This is a genomic window from Micromonospora sp. DT228 (assembly GCF_049841595.1).
Classification (GTDB): domain Bacteria; phylum Actinomycetota; class Actinomycetes; order Mycobacteriales; family Micromonosporaceae; genus Micromonospora.
The window spans coordinates 235,069-252,071 of the sequence record NZ_JBNCKO010000007.1; the positions used below are offsets into that span (position 1 = coordinate 235,069).

Consider the following 17,003-nt stretch of genomic DNA (forward strand, 5'->3'; position numbering starts at 1 on the left):
AGAACCATGAAGGCGCTGATCTCGGTGGACCTGGAGGGCATCTCGGGGATCGTGCACCCCAACGAGACGAATCCGGATCGGTACGACTACGAGCGCGGCCGGGCCTTGATGACGGCCGAGGCGAACGCGGCGATCGCCGGTGTCTTCGACGCCGAACCCGACGCCGTGGTGTGGGTCGCCGACGCACACGGCACGTTCCGGAACGACGCGGTCACCCGCCGCGCGTCGATCCCCGCGCCGAAGCTGACCGGGCCGGTGGACGTCGAGGTCGACCTGTACGGCCCGTACATGGTCGACCTCGCGCTCCTGGTGCCGGGTGTGAGCCGCCTGGCCGGCGGCCGGACGGTCGCCTTCCGCGCCGCCGACATCGCCGAGGCCTATCGGCTGGTGCACCTGCTCGTCCACCTCGCCAGCGTCAAACCTGGCTGACGCTTCGCGTCCGTGCCGCCGGCCGGTGTCGCCCACCGGCGGGGCCGGTCACGGCGGCCCGGTGGCGGGCCGCCGTGACACGTGCGAACGGGATCAGCAGCCGAGCCTCCTGGTGGAGAGCGCGATGTCGTCGATCCAGAGGTCGAACTCCCCCGGTGTGGTGCCGCCCTGGTAGAGCTGCCAGCCGATCTTTACGGTGTTCACCGTCGGCAGGATGAACGGCACGTCGTTGCCGCCGTGCTCGGTCGTGGAAGCGGTCAGTTCCGGGTTCGCCACGCCGTCGATCCACACCGTGACGCGGTTGTCCGTCGGGTCGAGTTTCCACTCGAAGCACTGCCAGGTGTCCTCGGTGACCGGGGCGGACTCCCGCCAGTTGGTCCAGTCGCCGGTCGGGCCGCCGTCGGCGCCCACACCCCAGAAGATCCCGGGGACCGTGGGCGCGTACTGACCGCCGACTGGACGGACGACCTCCGGGCTGCCGCTGCCGGTCGCCTCCACGAGTGTGAAGTGCGCCCAGTCGGGCGCGGTGGGGAAGGCGTCGACGCGCAGCCGCATCCGGCCGTAGAAGCGGTTGCCCGGCGCGGCGAAGTCGTCGACGCGCAGGAAGGCGCGCCCGTTGTCCACCGTGTGGACGCGCAGCACCTGGTTGCCGTGGCGGGCACGCTCGACGGTGAGCGTGCCGTTGCGCGTGTCGATGCCCCAGTCCAGCGTGCTGGCACCGCCGCGCGGCAACCGCTCGAAGTCTTCGCAGAAGAGCAGGCCACGGGTGCACGAGCGCGAGGAGGCACTGGACGCGGCGGCCGGAATGCTGCCGGCCGTGGTGCCGAGGATCAGGGCGGCGGTGCACACCGCGAGGAAACGGCGCATGGTCATCCTCCATGATGTTGGGCCCCACCCGTGTGGGCGGAGCCGGAATACCGTGGAAGTGGCCCGGCGATGCGGCGCGCGTCTGCCGACGTGGCTCCACGTCGACACCGCGCTGCTCCCGTGCTGCCCGTTCTCCAGCACGGTTGCCCCCGTGCTGCGGCGATGCCAGCCATTCCAGCACACCCGCGGTCGATCCAGCAATATCGACTGGTGTCGCTACGCCGTTCCTCGCGGCGCACGCCGGAGATGTACGGCCCCGGGCCGACCGTCGCTCAGAAGGTGGCGATCGGGTTGACCGGGCTGCCGGACGTGCCGGCCAAGCGGATCGGCGCGACAGCGAGTTGGAAGTCCCACTGGCCCAGCTCAGCCGCCGTTGCGGCGCACGCCTCCAGGTCGCAGTTGTCGAGCAGCCACAGACCCATCGCGACGAGGCTCACGGCGTGAACCGGCATCAACACGTCCTCGTACCCCGACGGCTGAACGTCCTGGGGGGTGTCCGCGCCGATCAGCGCGACCTGCCGTTCCTGCAGCCACGGCAGGCAGGACGCATGCCAGCCGGCCTGCGTGAGACCGATGGCCGCGCCGGTCTCGTGCCGGCGGCGACCAAAGCCGGTCCGCAGGAGCACCGCGTCGCCGGGTCGCACCCGCACACCCTGGCGTCGCTCGGCCTTCTCCAGATCGTCGGGAAACACACCCTCCCCCGGCTCCAACCACGGCACGTCGCGGACCGCCGCGACGTCCAGCAGGACACCTCGGGTGACGATCCCGTTCGCCGCCGCCGTGACGGCCGCCCACGCCGATCCGGTCGCGGCGTCGACAAACGAGTGCGACCGCCCGTTGTACATCGCGCCGTCCCAGAAGAGGTGGCACGGCGAATCGATGTGGGTGAGGGTGTTGCCGTGGAACGTGATGCCGAGCCGCTCGGTCGAGAAACCCCAGCGCCGGTCGGCGTGGAACGCGGGCACCGGGATGTTCTCGGCACCGGGCATGTCGGCGGCACACGGGCACGTCGTCGTCGCCCGCTCCATGTCCTCCGGTACGGCGATCTCCCACGCGCACGACACGCTCCTGCCGTGGCGAACGGCCTGGGCCGCCGCCAGCCGGACGTCGTCGGTGACGTGGTTCAACGTCCCGCGCTCGTCGTCGTCGCCCCACCGTCCCCAGTTCGACAGCGTGTCGAAGTATCCGAGCACGTCGTCCTGGGTGGGCAAGGATCGCCCTGCCGTCATCTGGGCATCGACTCCTCCGGTCACGCGGCCCGAGGCGCCGCCGGCAGCCTCTCCCTGACCTGCCACGGCCCGCTGAGCTGGCCTGACACTACCGCAGCGGGCCAGCAGCGGATCAGGCGCGGCGTACCCGTGAAGCGGCGGCGGTTGCCAGTGCGCATCACGGCGGCCGGGGTGGTCAGCGATCTGCTGCCCCGAGCAGGACGGCGAGGCCTTCTTCGGCCGCGAGCACCGCTCCGTCGAACTCCAGCTCTGCGGCGGCCACGGCGGCGGCCCGGTCATTGCCCGGCCAGAAGTGGGTGAGCATCAGTCGGCGGGCGCCCGCCCGGCGCGCCCAGTGACCGGCCTCGGTGGAGGTCATCAGATTGCGTGTCGGCTGGTTGGTCTCACCGGCATGGTCGGTGGCCTCGACGATGAACAGGTCGGCGTCGCGACCGAGATCGGCCAGCACGGGGGTCGGGCCGGTGTCCCCGGAGTAGGCCAGGGCCACCCCGTCAGCCTGTAGTCGGATACCCACGTTCGGCACGTAGTGCGGGAGCGACAGCCCGGTCAGGTCGAACGGTCCCACCCGGTAGGCGCCGGGCAGCGGATGCACGTCGAAGACCGCCCGTAGGTCGGCGTCCGGCTCAAGGCCGCCGAGCCGGTCGAGCACTCCGGGTGGGCAGTACAACGGCAGCCGTGGTCCAGCGACGTCACCGTACAACCGCATCCGGAACAGCCCGTGCAGGTCAATGCAGTGATCGGGATGCTCGTGGGTGATAACGACGGCGTCGACGGCGCCATCCGGCCAGTGCCCGAGCAGCCGCGGCAGCGTGGCGTAGCCCAGGTCGAGGACCAGGCGGTAGCCGCCCCATTCCACCGCGAACCCGCTACAGGCACGGCCCGGCTCGGGAAAGGCACCGCAACTACCGAGCACGGTGACCTGTCGCATCCGCACAGCATGCCCGACCGCCGGGAGTCGCACCGGCCCGGACGACGTCCGGCCGCCAGCAGCAGAGCCGACACCGCCAGGGCCTTGACGCGCGGACGGGCAGCACGCATGGTCAGATGAGATCGACCGTCCCGAATGTCTTGCCATGAGGAGAACTGATGAAGGCCCTCGTCACCACCGCCTCGGCCGCGGCTCTGCTGCTCCTGGTCACGGGCGGCGCGTCCCCCGTCCGACAAGCGGCCGACGCGCCCTGCGCCGGGCAGATCCACCCGAACCCGGGCTTCGAGCACGGCACCACCGGCTGGACCGCCGGCCCCCGCATCGTCGTGTTCGGCGACCCGGCCCGGCCCGCGCACACCGGTAACGCGTACGCCACCTTCGCGGGACTGGACGTGACGCGTGGCGACCTGCTGCGCACCACAGCCACCGTGCCGGCCGGCTGCGACCTGACGGTCCGCTTCTGGGTCCGCACCACCACCACGGAGACCAGCCGCGGTGACTACCTGAATGTCGGGTTGGCCGTCACCGGGGTACCCCCGAAGACGAGGTTCTCGCTGGCCTTCGACGGCGGGTCGCCGTGGCGGCAGTACGGCATGTCGACCGGGACGGCGACGACCGATCGCACCGCGACGGTCAGCTTCCTCGCCAGCGAGACCGCCGGCAACGGCGTCACCGCCTTCGACGTCGACGACGTGACTCTCACGTTGGGCTGACCACGACCGGGCCCTCAGTTCCAGGCTCTTCCGGACCGGACCCACGCGTCCCGGTCCACCGGTCGAGGGCCCTGTCGCAGCCAGGTGACGATGCGCTCGGCGTGCTCCTCCGGGGCCGCCGAGGACGACTCCACGCGCAGGGCTCCGTCGAAGTAGGGGAACGCCCCCGCCCGCTCGCGGACGAGCGTCTCGTCGAGATCCGTGGCTTGGTGACGCTCCCGGAACCGGCGTACGCGTGCATGCGGTCGTCACGATTGCGGTCGGATTCGGGGAACAGCAGAGCGAACAGGCTGTCGACCTCCAGGTGGACCCGGCCTGGAGTGGCCCGTTGCCGCGCCAGAACCTTTCGCGCCGTGGTCTTGCCCGAGCACGGAGGGCCGGAGAGCACGACGATCCCGTTGCTGGCCATGGTCCTCACGGTTTCGTGATCGTTGACCGGTCCGCCCGTCCGACCACCGCAGTCTAGTGATCGACAGAACCAGTTCAATACGGACGGTGCCGACTCGGTGGTGCCCTCGCTTGCGCAGCGGTGATTGGATGTGCGGATGGATCCGTGGGAACTAACGTTTCTCGTCATCGCCGCGATCGGCTCGGTGGGAATCGCGGTCGGGGCCATGTCCCAGGAGAGGCGCCGCTCGGCGACCCAACTCGCGGCCGTGCAGCGGAAGCTCGATCTGATCATGGATCACCTCGGCATCGCCGAGCCCGTGGACCCGGAGGTCGTCCGGCACCTGGAGGGCGGTCGGACGATTCACGCTGTTCGCGCCTACCGCAACGAGACTGGCGCGAGCCTGGTCGAGGCGAAGCAGGCGGTGGACCGCATCGCCAGCACGCTCCGTTCCGGACGGTGACGCCGCGTTCAGGCGACGGACGAGGCGGCTCGCCTCAGGTGGATCGCCATGATCCTGCGGTTGCGGCTGTCACCGCGGCCTGCTGATAGGCCGCCGCGGCCAGCCAGACCAGCGCCAGGGTGACGGAGTCCTGCTGGCTCAGGCGGCCGAACGCGTCCCGGCTCCGCCGGTGACCCGCGCGCCGCAGCTCGCACAGCACGGACGCGGCCGTCGGGAGTTGGGCGTCCAGGAGCGCCCGCGCATCCCGGTCGACGTCCGGCACCAGGGCGCTGCGGCCGACGGCGACCACTCGTTGCAGGTGGTGGGTGAGCAGATGCAGCGGCGGTTGAGGTTGGTCGGCGCCGGGAGGCTCCGTGGTGGTGCCGCCGGGTAGGTCGGCGCGCTGTATCTGGTCGACGCCAAGGTCGACGTGTCCGCCGAAGCGGTCCGGCAGCCAGGACGCGGCGACGGCGAGGCCGTGGACCTGGCGGGGGCCGTGGAAGCGTCCGACCATCCGTACCGGCAGGCCGGTGGCGTGGGTGGCGAGCAGACGCAGGTTCGCGACGTACGGAAGCACCGGATCATCGTGTGGGGCGACGACGATGACCGGCCCCGGCAGTTGTGCCGTCCGCAGAAGTAGCCCTCGCTGGTCGGCGGCGAGGACGCCGTCGAGGAAGGCGAGGTCGTGGCCGGCGGGCCGCTCGGTTCGGGCGAGTTCGAGGGCGTTCAGCCAACGGGCGGCCTGCTCCGGGAGCGGTTGCCGCCACAGGGCGTCGGCCGGCGCCTCGTGCCAGGTGCGGCCCGTGGAACGTACGGCCTGCACCGCACTGCCGTGGCTGAGGCGCCGGTCGCCGGAGGCACGCGCGTTGCTGGCGATGATCCCGGCGCGGCCCACCTCGCGGTGGCTGAGCGTCACGTCGCCGAGGTTGACGCTCGCGTGCGCGGCGGTGCGGACCGTGTCGCCGTCACCGGGGCGGGCCTGCGTCAGGCTCCAGATGGTCGCCGTGCCGTCGGTCAGGTAACTGATCGCGCCGACGTGGCCCGTGGAGGTCCGCAGCGGCTCGGTGCACAGCCCGTACAGGTGCAGATCGCCGACCGGGTCGTAGCCGCGCCGGCTCGTGCCCCGGGCAGCTCGTCGGTCACCGATGCCCGCACTCAGGAGGTGGCAGACGGTGAGCGTCTCGCGTAGCTCTTCGGTGAGGTCGGCCAGGTGGAATCCGGGGGTGCTCCGGCGGGCCGCACGGAGGTGTTCCACCACTCTGGTGGCGGCTGTCGCCAGTCGGGGCAGCCCGATGGCGCGCGCCTGGTGGACGGCGCGGAGCAGGTCCGCCTGGGTCACCGCGCCAGCGCCTGCCACCCCGTGTTCGAGGATCCGCGCGGCGACGTCGCGTACCTGGGTGGCGGCGGCCAACTCGGCGGCGGTGATGGGCGGATCGGGCACCGCTGCTTCGGTGGTCGCGACGGCCTCGGGGGTGGCTACGTCCGGTCCGGCGGCGGCCGCCTGGTGTGGGTGCGTGGTCAGAACGGGTGCGGCGCTGAGCACCGCGGCTCGGTGCAGGCACCGCGGTGCGAGCAGGCAGGTGCAGGTGGCCCCGTCCGGGGTGTCGACAGGGGTGGTGAGGATGACGGTGACGTCGTCGTCGATGGCGATCGTCACGCCGGAGTCGGACGCGGTGACCGTCCAGGTGGCCTGCCTCTCGACAGCCTGGTCGAGCTTGGACCGCAGCCGGGTGGGGAGGGCGGCGACGGCGGCGGCCGTGACGTGTGGTGCGACGGGGGGCAGGCTCACCGGACCTGGTCTCCGATCCAGCGGGCGAGTTCGGTGGGGCTCAGCGCGGCGATGGGCATCCCGGCGGCCACGAGCTGCCCGGCGACGGCGGTGCTGTAGCGAGGTTGGCCCCGGTCGTCGAGGCTGGCGCAGCCGAGCAGGGTGACCCCGTCGTCGGCGAGCGCCCGGACGGCGGTCAGTAGTCCGCCGATGGAATGCCCCTCCTCGAAGTCGCTGACGAGCACGACGAGGCTGCGGCTCGGGGTGGTGACGATCTGCCGGGCGTAGCGCAGGGCGGCGGCGATGTGGGTGCCGCCACCGACGCTGATCTCCATCAGCAGGCTGAGCGGGTCGACGACCCGGTCGGTCAGGTCGACCACCTCGGTGGAGAAGGTGACGAAGTGGGTGCGCAGGGTCGTCACGCCGGCGAGGACGGAGGCGGTCAGCGCCGCCCAGATCGTGGATGGTTCCATCGACCCGGACACATCGACGAGAAGGATGATCTGCCAGTCGACGCTGCGTCGTCCGCGGCTGCGGAAGACGAAACGTTCGGGGCGGAGCTGAGCTGCGCCTCGGGAGTCGATGTGTGCGGTGTGCAGGTTGGCGTGGACGGTGGCCCCGAGGTCGAGGCGCCCGGTGGGTCGGCGGCTGCGTCGTGGTGTGGCGAGCCCGCTCAGTGCCGGTCTGATCTCTCGGGCCAACTGCTCGGTCAGCTCGGCGACGAGCCGGGCGACGAGTGGGCGCAGTCGATGCAGCCGCGCCTCGGGCAGACCGCCGGCCAGGGCCAGGACGGTGTGCAGCAGCGCCACCGAGGGCCGGACGTGCTCGGGCGCGATGGTGAGGAGGGCGTCGGCGCGTCCGCGTTCGGCGGCGCGCGCCAGCACCTCGTCGCGTACTGCCGCGCCGAACAGCGCTTCGAGGTCGTCGGCCCAGTCCCGCACCCGGGGGTACGCGGGTTGCCGTCCGCCGCCGGGTCCCGTCGCGGTGTGGGAGCCCTCTCCCCTGCCGCTGCCGTACAGCTCGTCGAGAGCGGTGGCGAGCTGGCGGGCGCGCGGTGGCAGCTCGTCGGGGCGGCGACCGAGCAGCAGGCGCCAGCGCTGCGCGGCGGGCAGCGTCTGCGGTCGGGTAGCCGGGCGAGGCGCTGCCGCAGACGGAGATGGCGCCGAGCGCTCGGCGCTCCGGTCGCCGCTGCCCGCGGAGAACCCGAGCGCGGTGAGGGCCTGCCTGCCGGACCTGTCGACGGCGAGCCACTCGGCGAGCAGGCCCGGCGAGACGTGCACCGTCGCGTCGACGTCACCGATGCGATCACGGACGGTGCTCAGAAGCCGGTCCCGATCGGCGGGGCTCAACGCGTCGAAGCCACCTCGCAGCGCGGGCAGCCGGCGGACGAAGTGGTCGTCGTCCCAGCCGTCGACGATGTCCAGCAGCGGAGCCAGCGTGTCCCCGCCGGCCTCGAGCAGTGCGCCGGCGAGGCTGAGCGCTCCGCGGAGCCGGTCGGTGCACTCGGCGGCGGGCATCTCGGTCCAGGACGCCAGGGCCGCGCCGAACACGCCGGGGGCGACGAGGCCGAGCAGCACCTGGACGGCGTGGGCCGCTCCCCGCATCAACGGTGATCCGTCGCGGGCGAGGCGGTCGACGGCGTCGCCGAGGCGCAGGAGATGGCCGCTGTCGTCGGCGTGCCGGACAAGGTCGAGCAGCGCGCGGGCGTCCCCGAGGTCGGTGGATCCGGCGAGCCCGTCGATGGCGCGCACCGCCGCGGCGTGCAGGTGGGTCAGGTGCTCGTCGAGGCCGATCGGTGGTGCCGGGGTGGCGGGGATGTGCCCGCGCTGCAGCCGCTGGAGCAGGTGGCCGGCGGCGGCGAGGTCGGCGAGGGTGGCGCTGCCGGTCACGGCGGTCTGCAGGTCGGCGAGGCGGACGTCGACGGCGTCGGGTAGGCCGCAGGCGGCGGCGCGGGCGAGCCCGGCGACAGCCTGCGCGGCGGTGGGGCCGCCGTCGGCCACCTCTCGGCGGCGCCGCGTGTTCAGCATGCCGGCGGCGGCTTGGGCGAGGGTCACGCCGTGTGGGCCGGCGGCGGCGAGCCCGGCGTCGGTGCCGGGCTGCCAGTGCAGCCGCCACCGGCTGGTGAGGGTGTCGGGCGTGGTGGCCTCGCCGGGCTCGGCGTAGGGCACCTGGCAGGCGAGCAGTCGTTGCAGGGTGGTCTCTCGTCGCCGGTCGAGCGGGGTACGCAATGGATCAAGGCGAACGGTGCGGGGCGGCTCACCGGGGCCGGGCAGGCGTAGCTGCCGCAGCAGCGCCGTGGCCGCGGGAGTCAGCCCGCTGACGGGGGTGTCCGGGCAGGGGTGGCCGCGGTGCGGTCCGATCAGGGTGTGCTGCAGGGCGGCGGCGACCGCCCGGCCCCGGCCGACCGGCTCGCCCTGGGCGAGAACTGTCTGCACCGCTTCGACGAGTTCACCGCGTCCGGCGGCGGGCAGGTTGCGCAGTCGGGCCAGATCGTGGGCGAGCCGGGTGATTTCGGCGGCCTCCGCCGGGCCCGTGGGGTGTCCCTGGTCCCGCAGGTGCCGGGTGATCTCGACGGCGAAGCCGCGCAGGCGGGCGGCCAACGCGGTGGGGTCGGCGCGGGCGTCGTGGACGGACTGCTGCCAGCGGGGATCGCGGATCCCGGCGGGATAGCCGGATCGCGCGTCGAGCAGGTCGAACGAGTACGGCACCAACGAGATGACCGGGGCTCGCCACGTCGGCTCGGCGTCGGGTGTCGGTGGTGTGGCCGGCGATGGCTGACCGGACGTGGTCAGAGCGGGGGCGTGGAAGGCGCCGACGACGACGGCGAGACGACCGGGGGTCTCCGCGATCCGCTGTCGCATCCACGCCTCGCGCCGCCGATCCAGGGCACCGATTCCGTCGACGGCGGCATCGGTACGCAACGCCCAGCCGACGGCCAGCGCCGACCGGCGTACCGCCTCGGGCGGTGAGCCGGGGGCCACGGCCTCGACCCAGCGGTCCCACAGGTCGTCCCCGGTCCGGCCGGTCAGGGCGGCCCGCACGGTGTCGGCGTACCCGCTTGCTCGGGGACCGGCGGCGGCCGGGCGCTCCTGCCAGGCCGGATCGGTCAGCGGCAGGTCGCAGCAGTGGGCCGGCACGCCTCGGCGGCGCGCCCACCGCAGTGCGGCCAGCTCCGGGGAGAAGTCGGCGAACGGGTAGAACGCCAGCGGTCCGCCCTCGTCGCCGTCGGCGGCGGCGAGCGCGACCGGGGCCTGGGTGTCGGGGTGCGCCAGCCAGGTCAGCCACGGCTGCATGTCGGCGGGCAGCTCGACGAGCACCGCGTCCGGGGCGGCCGCCTCCAGCAGTGCGGGGATCGCGGCGGCGAGCACCGGCGAGTGGTGCCGCACCCCGACCAGGGTGACCCGGCCGGTGTCGGTGAGACGCGCGACGGCGGTGCGCGGGTCGTCGGCGACGCCGTCGTCAGTCGCGGAGGGCATCGCGCTGCTCCCAGAGCTGCCGCCACATCCGACCCCCGGCCTCGGCGCGGCGGCGCAGGGCGCCGTCCCAGTACGCCAACAGCCGCGCGTGGTCGGCCGGGTCGTCCTTGCGTACCACGCCCACCAGGTGCCCCGGCAGCAGGGACAACGGGTCCGGGCCGGGCAGGTACGCGGCGGACAGGCCGATCGACGCGGCGACGGCGACGGCCTCGGCGGTGCTCATGACCGAGGACGGGCGTTCCACCTCCCACCCCTCGACGGTGCTGCCGGTCCGCAGGTCGCGGAAGGCGGTCACAAGTGTCTCCAGCACCGCCTCGTCCACCGTGTACGCGGCGCCGACGCGTTCCACAGTGGCGCGGGCCTGCCGGGTGACGAGGGCGACCTCGGCGTCGAAGTCGGCGATCGGAGGCACCACCTCGAAGTTGAACCGCCGTTTCAACGCCGCGGACATCTCGGACACGCCCCGGTCCCGCAGGTTGGCCGTGGCGATGACGCAGAAGCCCGGAGCCGCGTAGGCGACCGGGTCGTCGGCGAGTTCCGGCAGGACCAACCGACGGTCGGACAGGATCGACACCAGCGCGTCCTGCACCTCGGGCAGACAACGGGTGATCTCCTCGACCCGGGCGACCGCGCCGGTGGTCATCGCGGTGAGCACCGGCGAGGGCACGAGCGCTTCCCGGGACGGCCCCTTGGCCAGCAGGAGCGCGTAGTTCCAGCCGTAGCGCAGCTGTTCCTCGGTGGTGCCGGCCGTACCCTGCACGGCCAGCGCACTCGTGCCGCACACGGCGGCGGCGAGCAGCTCGGACAGCATCGACTTGGCGGTGCCCGGTTCGCCGACGAGCAGCAGGCCCCGCTCGCCGGCCAGGGTCACGACGCACCGCTCCACGAGGGCACGCTCCCCCACGAACTTCGGCGCGATGGTGACCTGCCGGCCGTCGGCGCCGGGCACGGGGCGGCCGGCGGAGCCGGCGATGAACGTGACCACCGCCCGGGGGGTCAGCTGCCAACCGGGCGGGCGGGGACCGCGATCGGCGGCGGCCAGGAACGCCAGCTCGTCGGCGTACAGGTGCTCCGGCGGGTCGATCTGTCGGGCGTTCACGCCTTCTCCTGCAGGTCGAGGTAGCGGGGTTCGTCACCGGCGGTCACGCGGTCCCAGGCCGTGCGGAACAGCTCCGGCGTCGTGCGGGTGACCAGGGTCAACCCGTTGAGGAACAGGTACAGCGACTGCTTCCAGCTCTCCATGGGCGGGGTGGGGCTCTTCGCCGCGATCCAGCCGCCGGGCAGGAAGACGCCACGGCCGGCGCGTTCCCGCTTGCCCGCCACTACCAGCCCGGAGTCGAGCAGAGCCGCCTGGGCGTGCTTGAGGGCGGCCGGCTTCCAGGCGTTCCAGGCGCGCACGTTGCCGTCGGTGGGGTTCGGCAGGGCGAGCAACTGCAGGTAGTAGCCGGCCGAGTCCCGGTCGAGGCCGGTGTGAGCCGCGACGGTGTCGACGAGGTCGGGTGCGCTGACCCGAGGGTCGCGATGGTCGCCGCTGGCCCCGTCCGGGGTGGACAGCACGGCGGCGATGTCCGGTGCGAGCACCAAGCGCAGCGTGTCCGCAACCGGACCGGAGACGAAGCTGAGCGCCGGGTCCTGCGGTCCGCTGAGGCGGGCCGGGACGAGGTGGTGCGTGACCATGTCCCGGAAGACGTGCCCGGCCACTAGCGCCGGTCCCACCTGGGGTGGCTCGCCCACCTGGTGTTGTCCGGCGCCGATGAGCAGCCGCGGGTTGCGCAACCGCTGCCGCAACAGCTCCAACGCCCGCGGCAGGGCGTCGCGCATCGGATCGCCCCACGGCAGCTGGTAGGCCAGCCACAGCAGCGCCACCGTGCACACGTACAGGTGATTGCCGTCGAACGGGGTTCCGCCGGTGGCGGTGGTCTCCAGCCGGCCCCAGTCGCCGGGCTGACTTTCCCCGTCGGTGGTCAACCAGCTTCCGGGTGGCGGGTTGGCGATCGTCTGCAGGATGTCGGCCGCCTGGGTCGAGGGCAGGACGCGGGTGGCGTCGGCGAGCAGGTGCTCGCCGATGACGACGCGGGCGCCACGCAGTGCCAGCCAGGCCGCGGCGAGGCGGTCCACGTCCGGGCCGGTGCGCCACAGATCGGCCGGGTCCTGCGGCATCGCCGCGTCCACGAGCGCGATCCGGTGCCCGTACGACAGGGACTTCAACGCGTCGCGGGCAGTGCGCGCCTGGGTGCTGTTCAGCCCGAGGATGCGACGCTGGTCGGCGGTGAGGAAGTTCGCCTGCCAGTCGTCGATGCCCGGGAGGCCAGCGAGCAGGAGGGTGGCCTCGCCTCGCGTCATGCCGGTGTGTCGCACCAGGTCGTCGACGTGTTCCGCCCGCCACGGGGCCGGACCTCGCTCGCCGAGCAACCGGCAGAACTCCCTGATGCGATCGGCGCCCCGCCAGCCGGCCGCGACGGTCTCCGCCTCGAGGATGGCACCCGGCGGCGGAGTGAACCGCCCGTCGGGGGCCATCTGCACAGCCGTGCGGCGCCACTGCTTGTTGTTGCCGGCATACCAGGTCGGGCCACGTTCGGCCAGCAGCACCGTGATCTGGCCGCCGTCGCGCTGAACGACCTGATGCTCCTTCGGGGGCGCCTCGTCCCACGTCGCGGTGAGCACCCGCACCGCCCGTGTCGGGTCGGCCAGGACGGTACCGGCCAGGGTGGACAGCAACTGGGCCAGCGCTTGGCGCTCCTGTTCATCGGTGACCGGCGCGGCGGCGCGGACGGCCAGGGCGCCGAGCCCACCGAGCGCACCCACCCACGTCGGGCTGGCCTGCGGCACGTCCTCGACCGTCCCGGCCGCGAAGAGGTCGGCGACCGCGGTGACCTGTCGAAGGATCTCCCGCCGCGGCTGGGCGCCACCGCTGTAGTAGGTGAACCGTTCCGCCGGCAACAGCCCGGACCAGGCGGTACGCAACAGATCATCGGCGACGGTTTCGACAGGCGCCTCGTCGACCAGTTCGGTCGCCACCAGCTGCGGCACCCCGTCCAGTCGCCGGCGCAGCCGTACCGCGCGCACGACCTTCTCTGCCAGGGCGGTACGGAGCACCGGGTCGGTCACCTCCGTCAGCACCTCGGTGACGAGGGCCAACGCCACCGCATTGATCTCGATGGACGTCGTGACGGTGTCGTCGATCGCCATCAACCGGGCCGCGTCGGCGGTGTCGAGCCGCCGCAGCCGGGTCGAGCCCGGCGTGTCACGCGGCTCCAGCGCGTGCCACCAGGCCAGCGGCGGAAGGTGCCCAGACGGCCGGCACCGGTCCACCGGTTCCCGGCCGTCGGCAGTCCAGACGGTCAGCTCCAACTCGCCCCGGTGCTGCGGCCGCCCGGTCACCGGTAACACGACGTCGCTGCCCGGTAGTCGCAGGCCGGCAACCAGCGCGTCGCCGTGGAACGGGTTACGGCTGGCCCGGACCACGCGCGAGTGCCAGGACACCCGCCGCCCGTCGACCCCCTCCCCGACCTGCGTGCCGTCCGGCAGGCGGGTCACCCGCCACCCGACGAGCCCGTCGCGCCAGCCCAGCGGCGACGAGGCGAACCGCGCCGGCGCCGGCCGCAACTCGCACAGGTCAGCGAGGAGGGTCGCGCCCGGGGGCAGGTCGGCGGCGAAGAACGCGGGCAGGCTGTACCGGCCGCCCTCGCCCGTCGCCGGGTCGTACTCCCGCCAGCGCCGCTCCTCTGGCGTCGGACCGGTGGGCTGCTCGCACCGCCAGAACGAGACGCCGTCACCGGCGATCGGATAGGTCGCGGCCGGTACGCGGGTGTCCCCGGCGTGCCAGGGCCGACTGCCCGTGGTCGTCGCGCCGTCGGGCAACGGCAACGGCAGCGACCGGCGGCCCCACAGGGCGTGGTCCGTCGGTTGGCCGGGCTCGACAAGCACGTCCGGGTCGGCCGACCAGTAGCCGGCGTGCCGGCCACTGCTGCCGTACCAGGTGACCAGGAGTTGCCCGTTGATCAGCCGGCAGGTGGCGTCGGCGTGGGAGTTACGCGCGTGCGGGCTGTCCGAGGGCGGATACCGGAAGATGTGTTCGCTGGTCGGGGCGTCGACGTCGACGACGTGCGCCGTCTGGTTGTCGTGCACCACCAGTTGCGGCCACCCGTCGCCGAAGCGGCGGCCGTTCGTGTCCTCGGCCACCTGCTCGTACGCCGGCCAGGACAGCTCCGCGACCAGGCCGGCCCGCAGTGACCTGGCGAGTATCGCGGGCACGTCGACCTCCGCCAGGGAGGTGAACGCCTCCGGCGCCAACGCCACACCCGCGGGCGACCACACGGCCGCGAGCTGGGCCAGTGTCTCGTCCACGCCGATCAGGGTGCCCTCCGACACCCGGGCGGCCCGTTCGGCGAGCAGCTCGGACAGCACCTCCCGCAGGCCGGCCGCGCCCAGCGTCTCGGTGACCAACCGCGCCGGCAGTGGCCCCGACTCCTGCCTGTTGTGCAGCTGCGACAGGGTGTCGGCGGCCCCCCGTGCCAGCAGCACCCGACCTCCGGGGTCGGCGGCGACGGCGCGGAGGTCCCGCCGGCCGGGGCCGACGTCGTGCACCCAGGGAGACACGTTGAACGCGCCGCTGTCACCGTCGATGACCACCGGCACCCCGTTGGCCAGGCACACGTCGAGAACGTCCAGGTCGGCCCGGTGGGTGAAGCCGCTCCACAACGTCACCGGCCGGCCCTCCGACCGCAGCCGCGGCGCCAGGTCCGCCACGACGCGGATGAGCCGCTCACAACGACGCCGGCTGCGCCGTTCCCGCAGCGCCATAAGCCGCTCCAGCCACCGCGCCGCGGACACCGTCGCCGCCTCGTCACGCAGCAGATCGAGCGTGCCCGCCGCGTCCAGCAGCTCCAGCCAGAAGTCGGTGACGTCGGTGGACCAACCGGGCGGCTCGGGGAAGATCTCCACCAACCGCGCGCGCACCGCCGGATCATGCTTGGCCAGCCGCAGCAGGGGTTTGCGGTACGCCTTCCACACCGCCTCGCTCGAGCGGGTCATCGCCGGGAACGCCAGCAACTGCCGGACCACCGCCTCGGCCTGCTCCTCGGTGTCCACGCCGGCCGCCTTCGCCAGCCGCCGCAGATCCTCCGCCATCCCGGCGTACGGCGGCAGCCCGCCGGCGACGCGACGAATGGCCAGGGTCCGCACCAGCTCGTACGCCTCGGGCGCCGGCCGCCGCGTCGCGACCGCGCGCGCGTACTCGGTCAGCATCTTCGCCGTGAGGGCACCGGCGAAGGCGAACTCCAGATGCACCTCCCGCAGCCGCTCCTCGTCCACAGTCAGCCCGTGCACCTGTTCGGCCCGTCGGGCATCGGCGAAGCAACCGCCGGCCATCCGTGGGTTGTCGGCGGCGCGGAACGCCCGCCCGGCCTCCTCCCAGAACGTCGGCAGGAAATGCGGCGCCGCCGCACCCAGCCGGACGGCGAGGTGCTGGTAACCGTCGTGGGCGTTACCCGGCTTCGAGGCGGCGGTCCGGGCGAGCCGCGCCATGTCCTTGACCATCGCGAGTGCGTGTCGGCCATTGGCCGGATCATTGATCAACGCCCACGCCGGGAACCCGAGCGACTGCCGCCGGGCGGTGCCCACCGGTGTTGGCTCGGCGGTACGGCCGAACCCGAGGAACTCCATCGACAGGTCCTCGGCCTCGCCCAGGGTCGCCCCGGCCAGACGGACGACGCTACGACCGGTGAGCGCCGGGTGGGTGTAGCGACGCGCGGTCACCACATCACGTCCGGTCCGCGCCGCACCGCCGGGCAGGATCGCCCCCGCCTCCAACAGCGCCTCACTCATGCCTGCTCACCGTCCTCGTCGACAATCCGTCCGGCGTGCAGATTCGCCGCCATCCGCAAACCTTCCGACCACGCCACCGGCCCGACGGCCGCCAACGCCACAGCTGCCCCCTCCGGGTCGGTGAAATAGAGCGGGCCGGTCTCGGTCTCGTACAGCGGATCGCCCTCGCCGATCCACACCGACGCGACAATCGGAACGCCGTCCTCCCACACCCGCACCGACGCGGCGCCACCCTGCACCCGGTAGCCACCCGACGTCGCCCGCGCCTGCACGTGCCGCAACTCCTTGTACCGCGCCTGGGCGTAACGGGACAGTTCGCGTCGCCGTTCGTCGGTTGACTCCGGCAGCGCCCACACCTCGCGGAACAACTGCAGCGTCTCCTGCCGCACCCCCAGGTCGGTGGCGAACTCCCGCAGGTCCGCCAGATCCGGCAGGCGGACCGGGTGTGGCAGGACAACCTGCACGGCGGTGATGCGGCCGCTCTCGCCGTCCAGGTCCACCACACCGAGGCCCTTGTCGGGGTCCGCGTCCCGGAGCAACCCGGCGCGGTCGGTGTCCCATCGCCCCGCAGCGTCGATCGGCACCACGACCAGGTCACGCAGCGCCGTACACCATGCCTCGTCGGCCCACACCGCACAGATCACGGTTGTCGGCACGGGCAGCGATCGCACCATCCACTGCTCGACCTCTCGCCGGCAGGAGGCCTCGTGGCGCTTCAACCATTCCGAGAGCTGCCGCAGGCCGACCACCGCGTCGGTGTCCCGCAACGCCTTGGGCAGGCTCTTGAGCAGCCTGCCCTGGCGGTTGCGCGCGACCACCTTCCCGCCTTGCAGGCTCACCTCATAGTCGGCACCGGCCGGCAGCCAGCCCATGTTGATCTCCTCCCGCGGGGCAGTGAGCGGGATTGTGCCATCCGCGACCGACACTGCGGCTTTCC

Annotated in this window: 11 protein-coding genes; 3 read left to right on the forward strand and 8 right to left on the reverse strand. The window is 73.0% G+C overall.

All coding sequences use genetic code 11. From position 1 onward, the window contains the following. Positions 1 to 6 precede the first annotated feature (6 nt). Entirely contained in the window at positions 7 to 429 is a 423-nt protein-coding gene (locus ACLQ29_RS16965) for a M55 family metallopeptidase (RefSeq protein WP_425772492.1), read from the forward strand. A 93-nt stretch (positions 430 to 522) separates the two neighbouring features. Here ACLQ29_RS16965 and ACLQ29_RS16970 read toward each other — a convergent pair whose 3' ends face one another. From ACLQ29_RS16970 to ACLQ29_RS16980, 3 genes are all read right to left on the reverse strand, one after another. Continuing rightward, positions 523 to 1,302 (reverse strand): hypothetical protein, encoded by a 780-nt coding sequence (locus tag ACLQ29_RS16970; protein WP_425772493.1) that lies wholly within the window; start codon positions 1,300 to 1,302, stop codon positions 523 to 525. 266 nt (positions 1,303 to 1,568) lie between these two features. Then, positions 1,569 to 2,525: a cyclase family protein gene (locus tag ACLQ29_RS16975; RefSeq protein WP_425772494.1), complete on the reverse strand. Its 957-nt coding sequence runs from the start codon at positions 2,523 to 2,525 to the stop codon at positions 1,569 to 1,571. Between the two features lie 175 nt (positions 2,526 to 2,700). After that, positions 2,701 to 3,453, reverse strand: a complete 753-nt coding sequence (locus tag ACLQ29_RS16980) for an MBL fold metallo-hydrolase (protein ID WP_425772495.1) — start codon at positions 3,451 to 3,453, stop codon at positions 2,701 to 2,703. Positions 3,454 to 3,611: 158 nt separating this feature from the next. On the opposite strand from ACLQ29_RS16980, the gene ACLQ29_RS16985 reads away from it, so the two are divergent. Beyond that, positions 3,612 to 4,166, forward strand: a complete 555-nt coding sequence (locus tag ACLQ29_RS16985) for a hypothetical protein (protein ID WP_425772496.1) — start codon at positions 3,612 to 3,614, stop codon at positions 4,164 to 4,166. Between the two features lie 545 nt (positions 4,167 to 4,711). Continuing rightward, on the forward strand, positions 4,712 to 5,017 hold the full coding sequence (locus ACLQ29_RS16990; RefSeq protein ID WP_425772497.1) for a hypothetical protein: 306 nt from the start codon (positions 4,712 to 4,714) through the stop codon (positions 5,015 to 5,017). Positions 5,018 to 5,051: 34 nt separating this feature from the next. Here the strand turns inward: ACLQ29_RS16990 and ACLQ29_RS16995 are convergent, their stop codons facing one another. The 5 genes from ACLQ29_RS16995 to ACLQ29_RS17015 are packed head-to-tail and all read right to left on the reverse strand — an operon-like array spanning position 5,052 to position 16,938. Next, the gene (locus ACLQ29_RS16995) at positions 5,052 to 6,785 is read right to left on the reverse strand and encodes a hypothetical protein (protein ID WP_425772498.1); all 1,734 of its coding nucleotides are present in this window, start codon (positions 6,783 to 6,785) and stop codon (positions 5,052 to 5,054) included. After that, positions 6,782 to 10,240 carry a DUF5682 family protein gene (locus ACLQ29_RS17000; protein WP_425772499.1) on the reverse strand — a complete coding sequence of 1,153 codons (3,459 nt, stop codon included), beginning with the start codon at positions 10,238 to 10,240 and terminating at the stop codon, positions 6,782 to 6,784. The genes ACLQ29_RS16995 and ACLQ29_RS17000 overlap by 4 nt, the downstream gene beginning before the upstream one ends. Continuing rightward, positions 10,224 to 11,339, reverse strand: coding sequence for an ATP-binding protein (locus tag ACLQ29_RS17005; RefSeq protein ID WP_425772500.1), 1,116 nt, complete (start codon positions 11,337 to 11,339; stop codon positions 10,224 to 10,226). The genes ACLQ29_RS17000 and ACLQ29_RS17005 overlap by 17 nt, the downstream gene beginning before the upstream one ends. Next, the gene (locus ACLQ29_RS17010; protein WP_425772501.1) at positions 11,336 to 16,066 is read right to left on the reverse strand and encodes a hypothetical protein; all 4,731 of its coding nucleotides are present in this window, start codon (positions 16,064 to 16,066) and stop codon (positions 11,336 to 11,338) included. Before ACLQ29_RS17010 ends, ACLQ29_RS17005 begins: the two co-directional genes overlap by 4 nt. Further along, positions 16,063 to 16,938 (reverse strand): DUF4132 domain-containing protein, encoded by an 876-nt coding sequence (locus ACLQ29_RS17015; protein WP_425772502.1) that lies wholly within the window; start codon positions 16,936 to 16,938, stop codon positions 16,063 to 16,065. Before ACLQ29_RS17015 ends, ACLQ29_RS17010 begins: the two co-directional genes overlap by 4 nt. Positions 16,939 to 17,003: the final 65 nt, after the last annotated feature.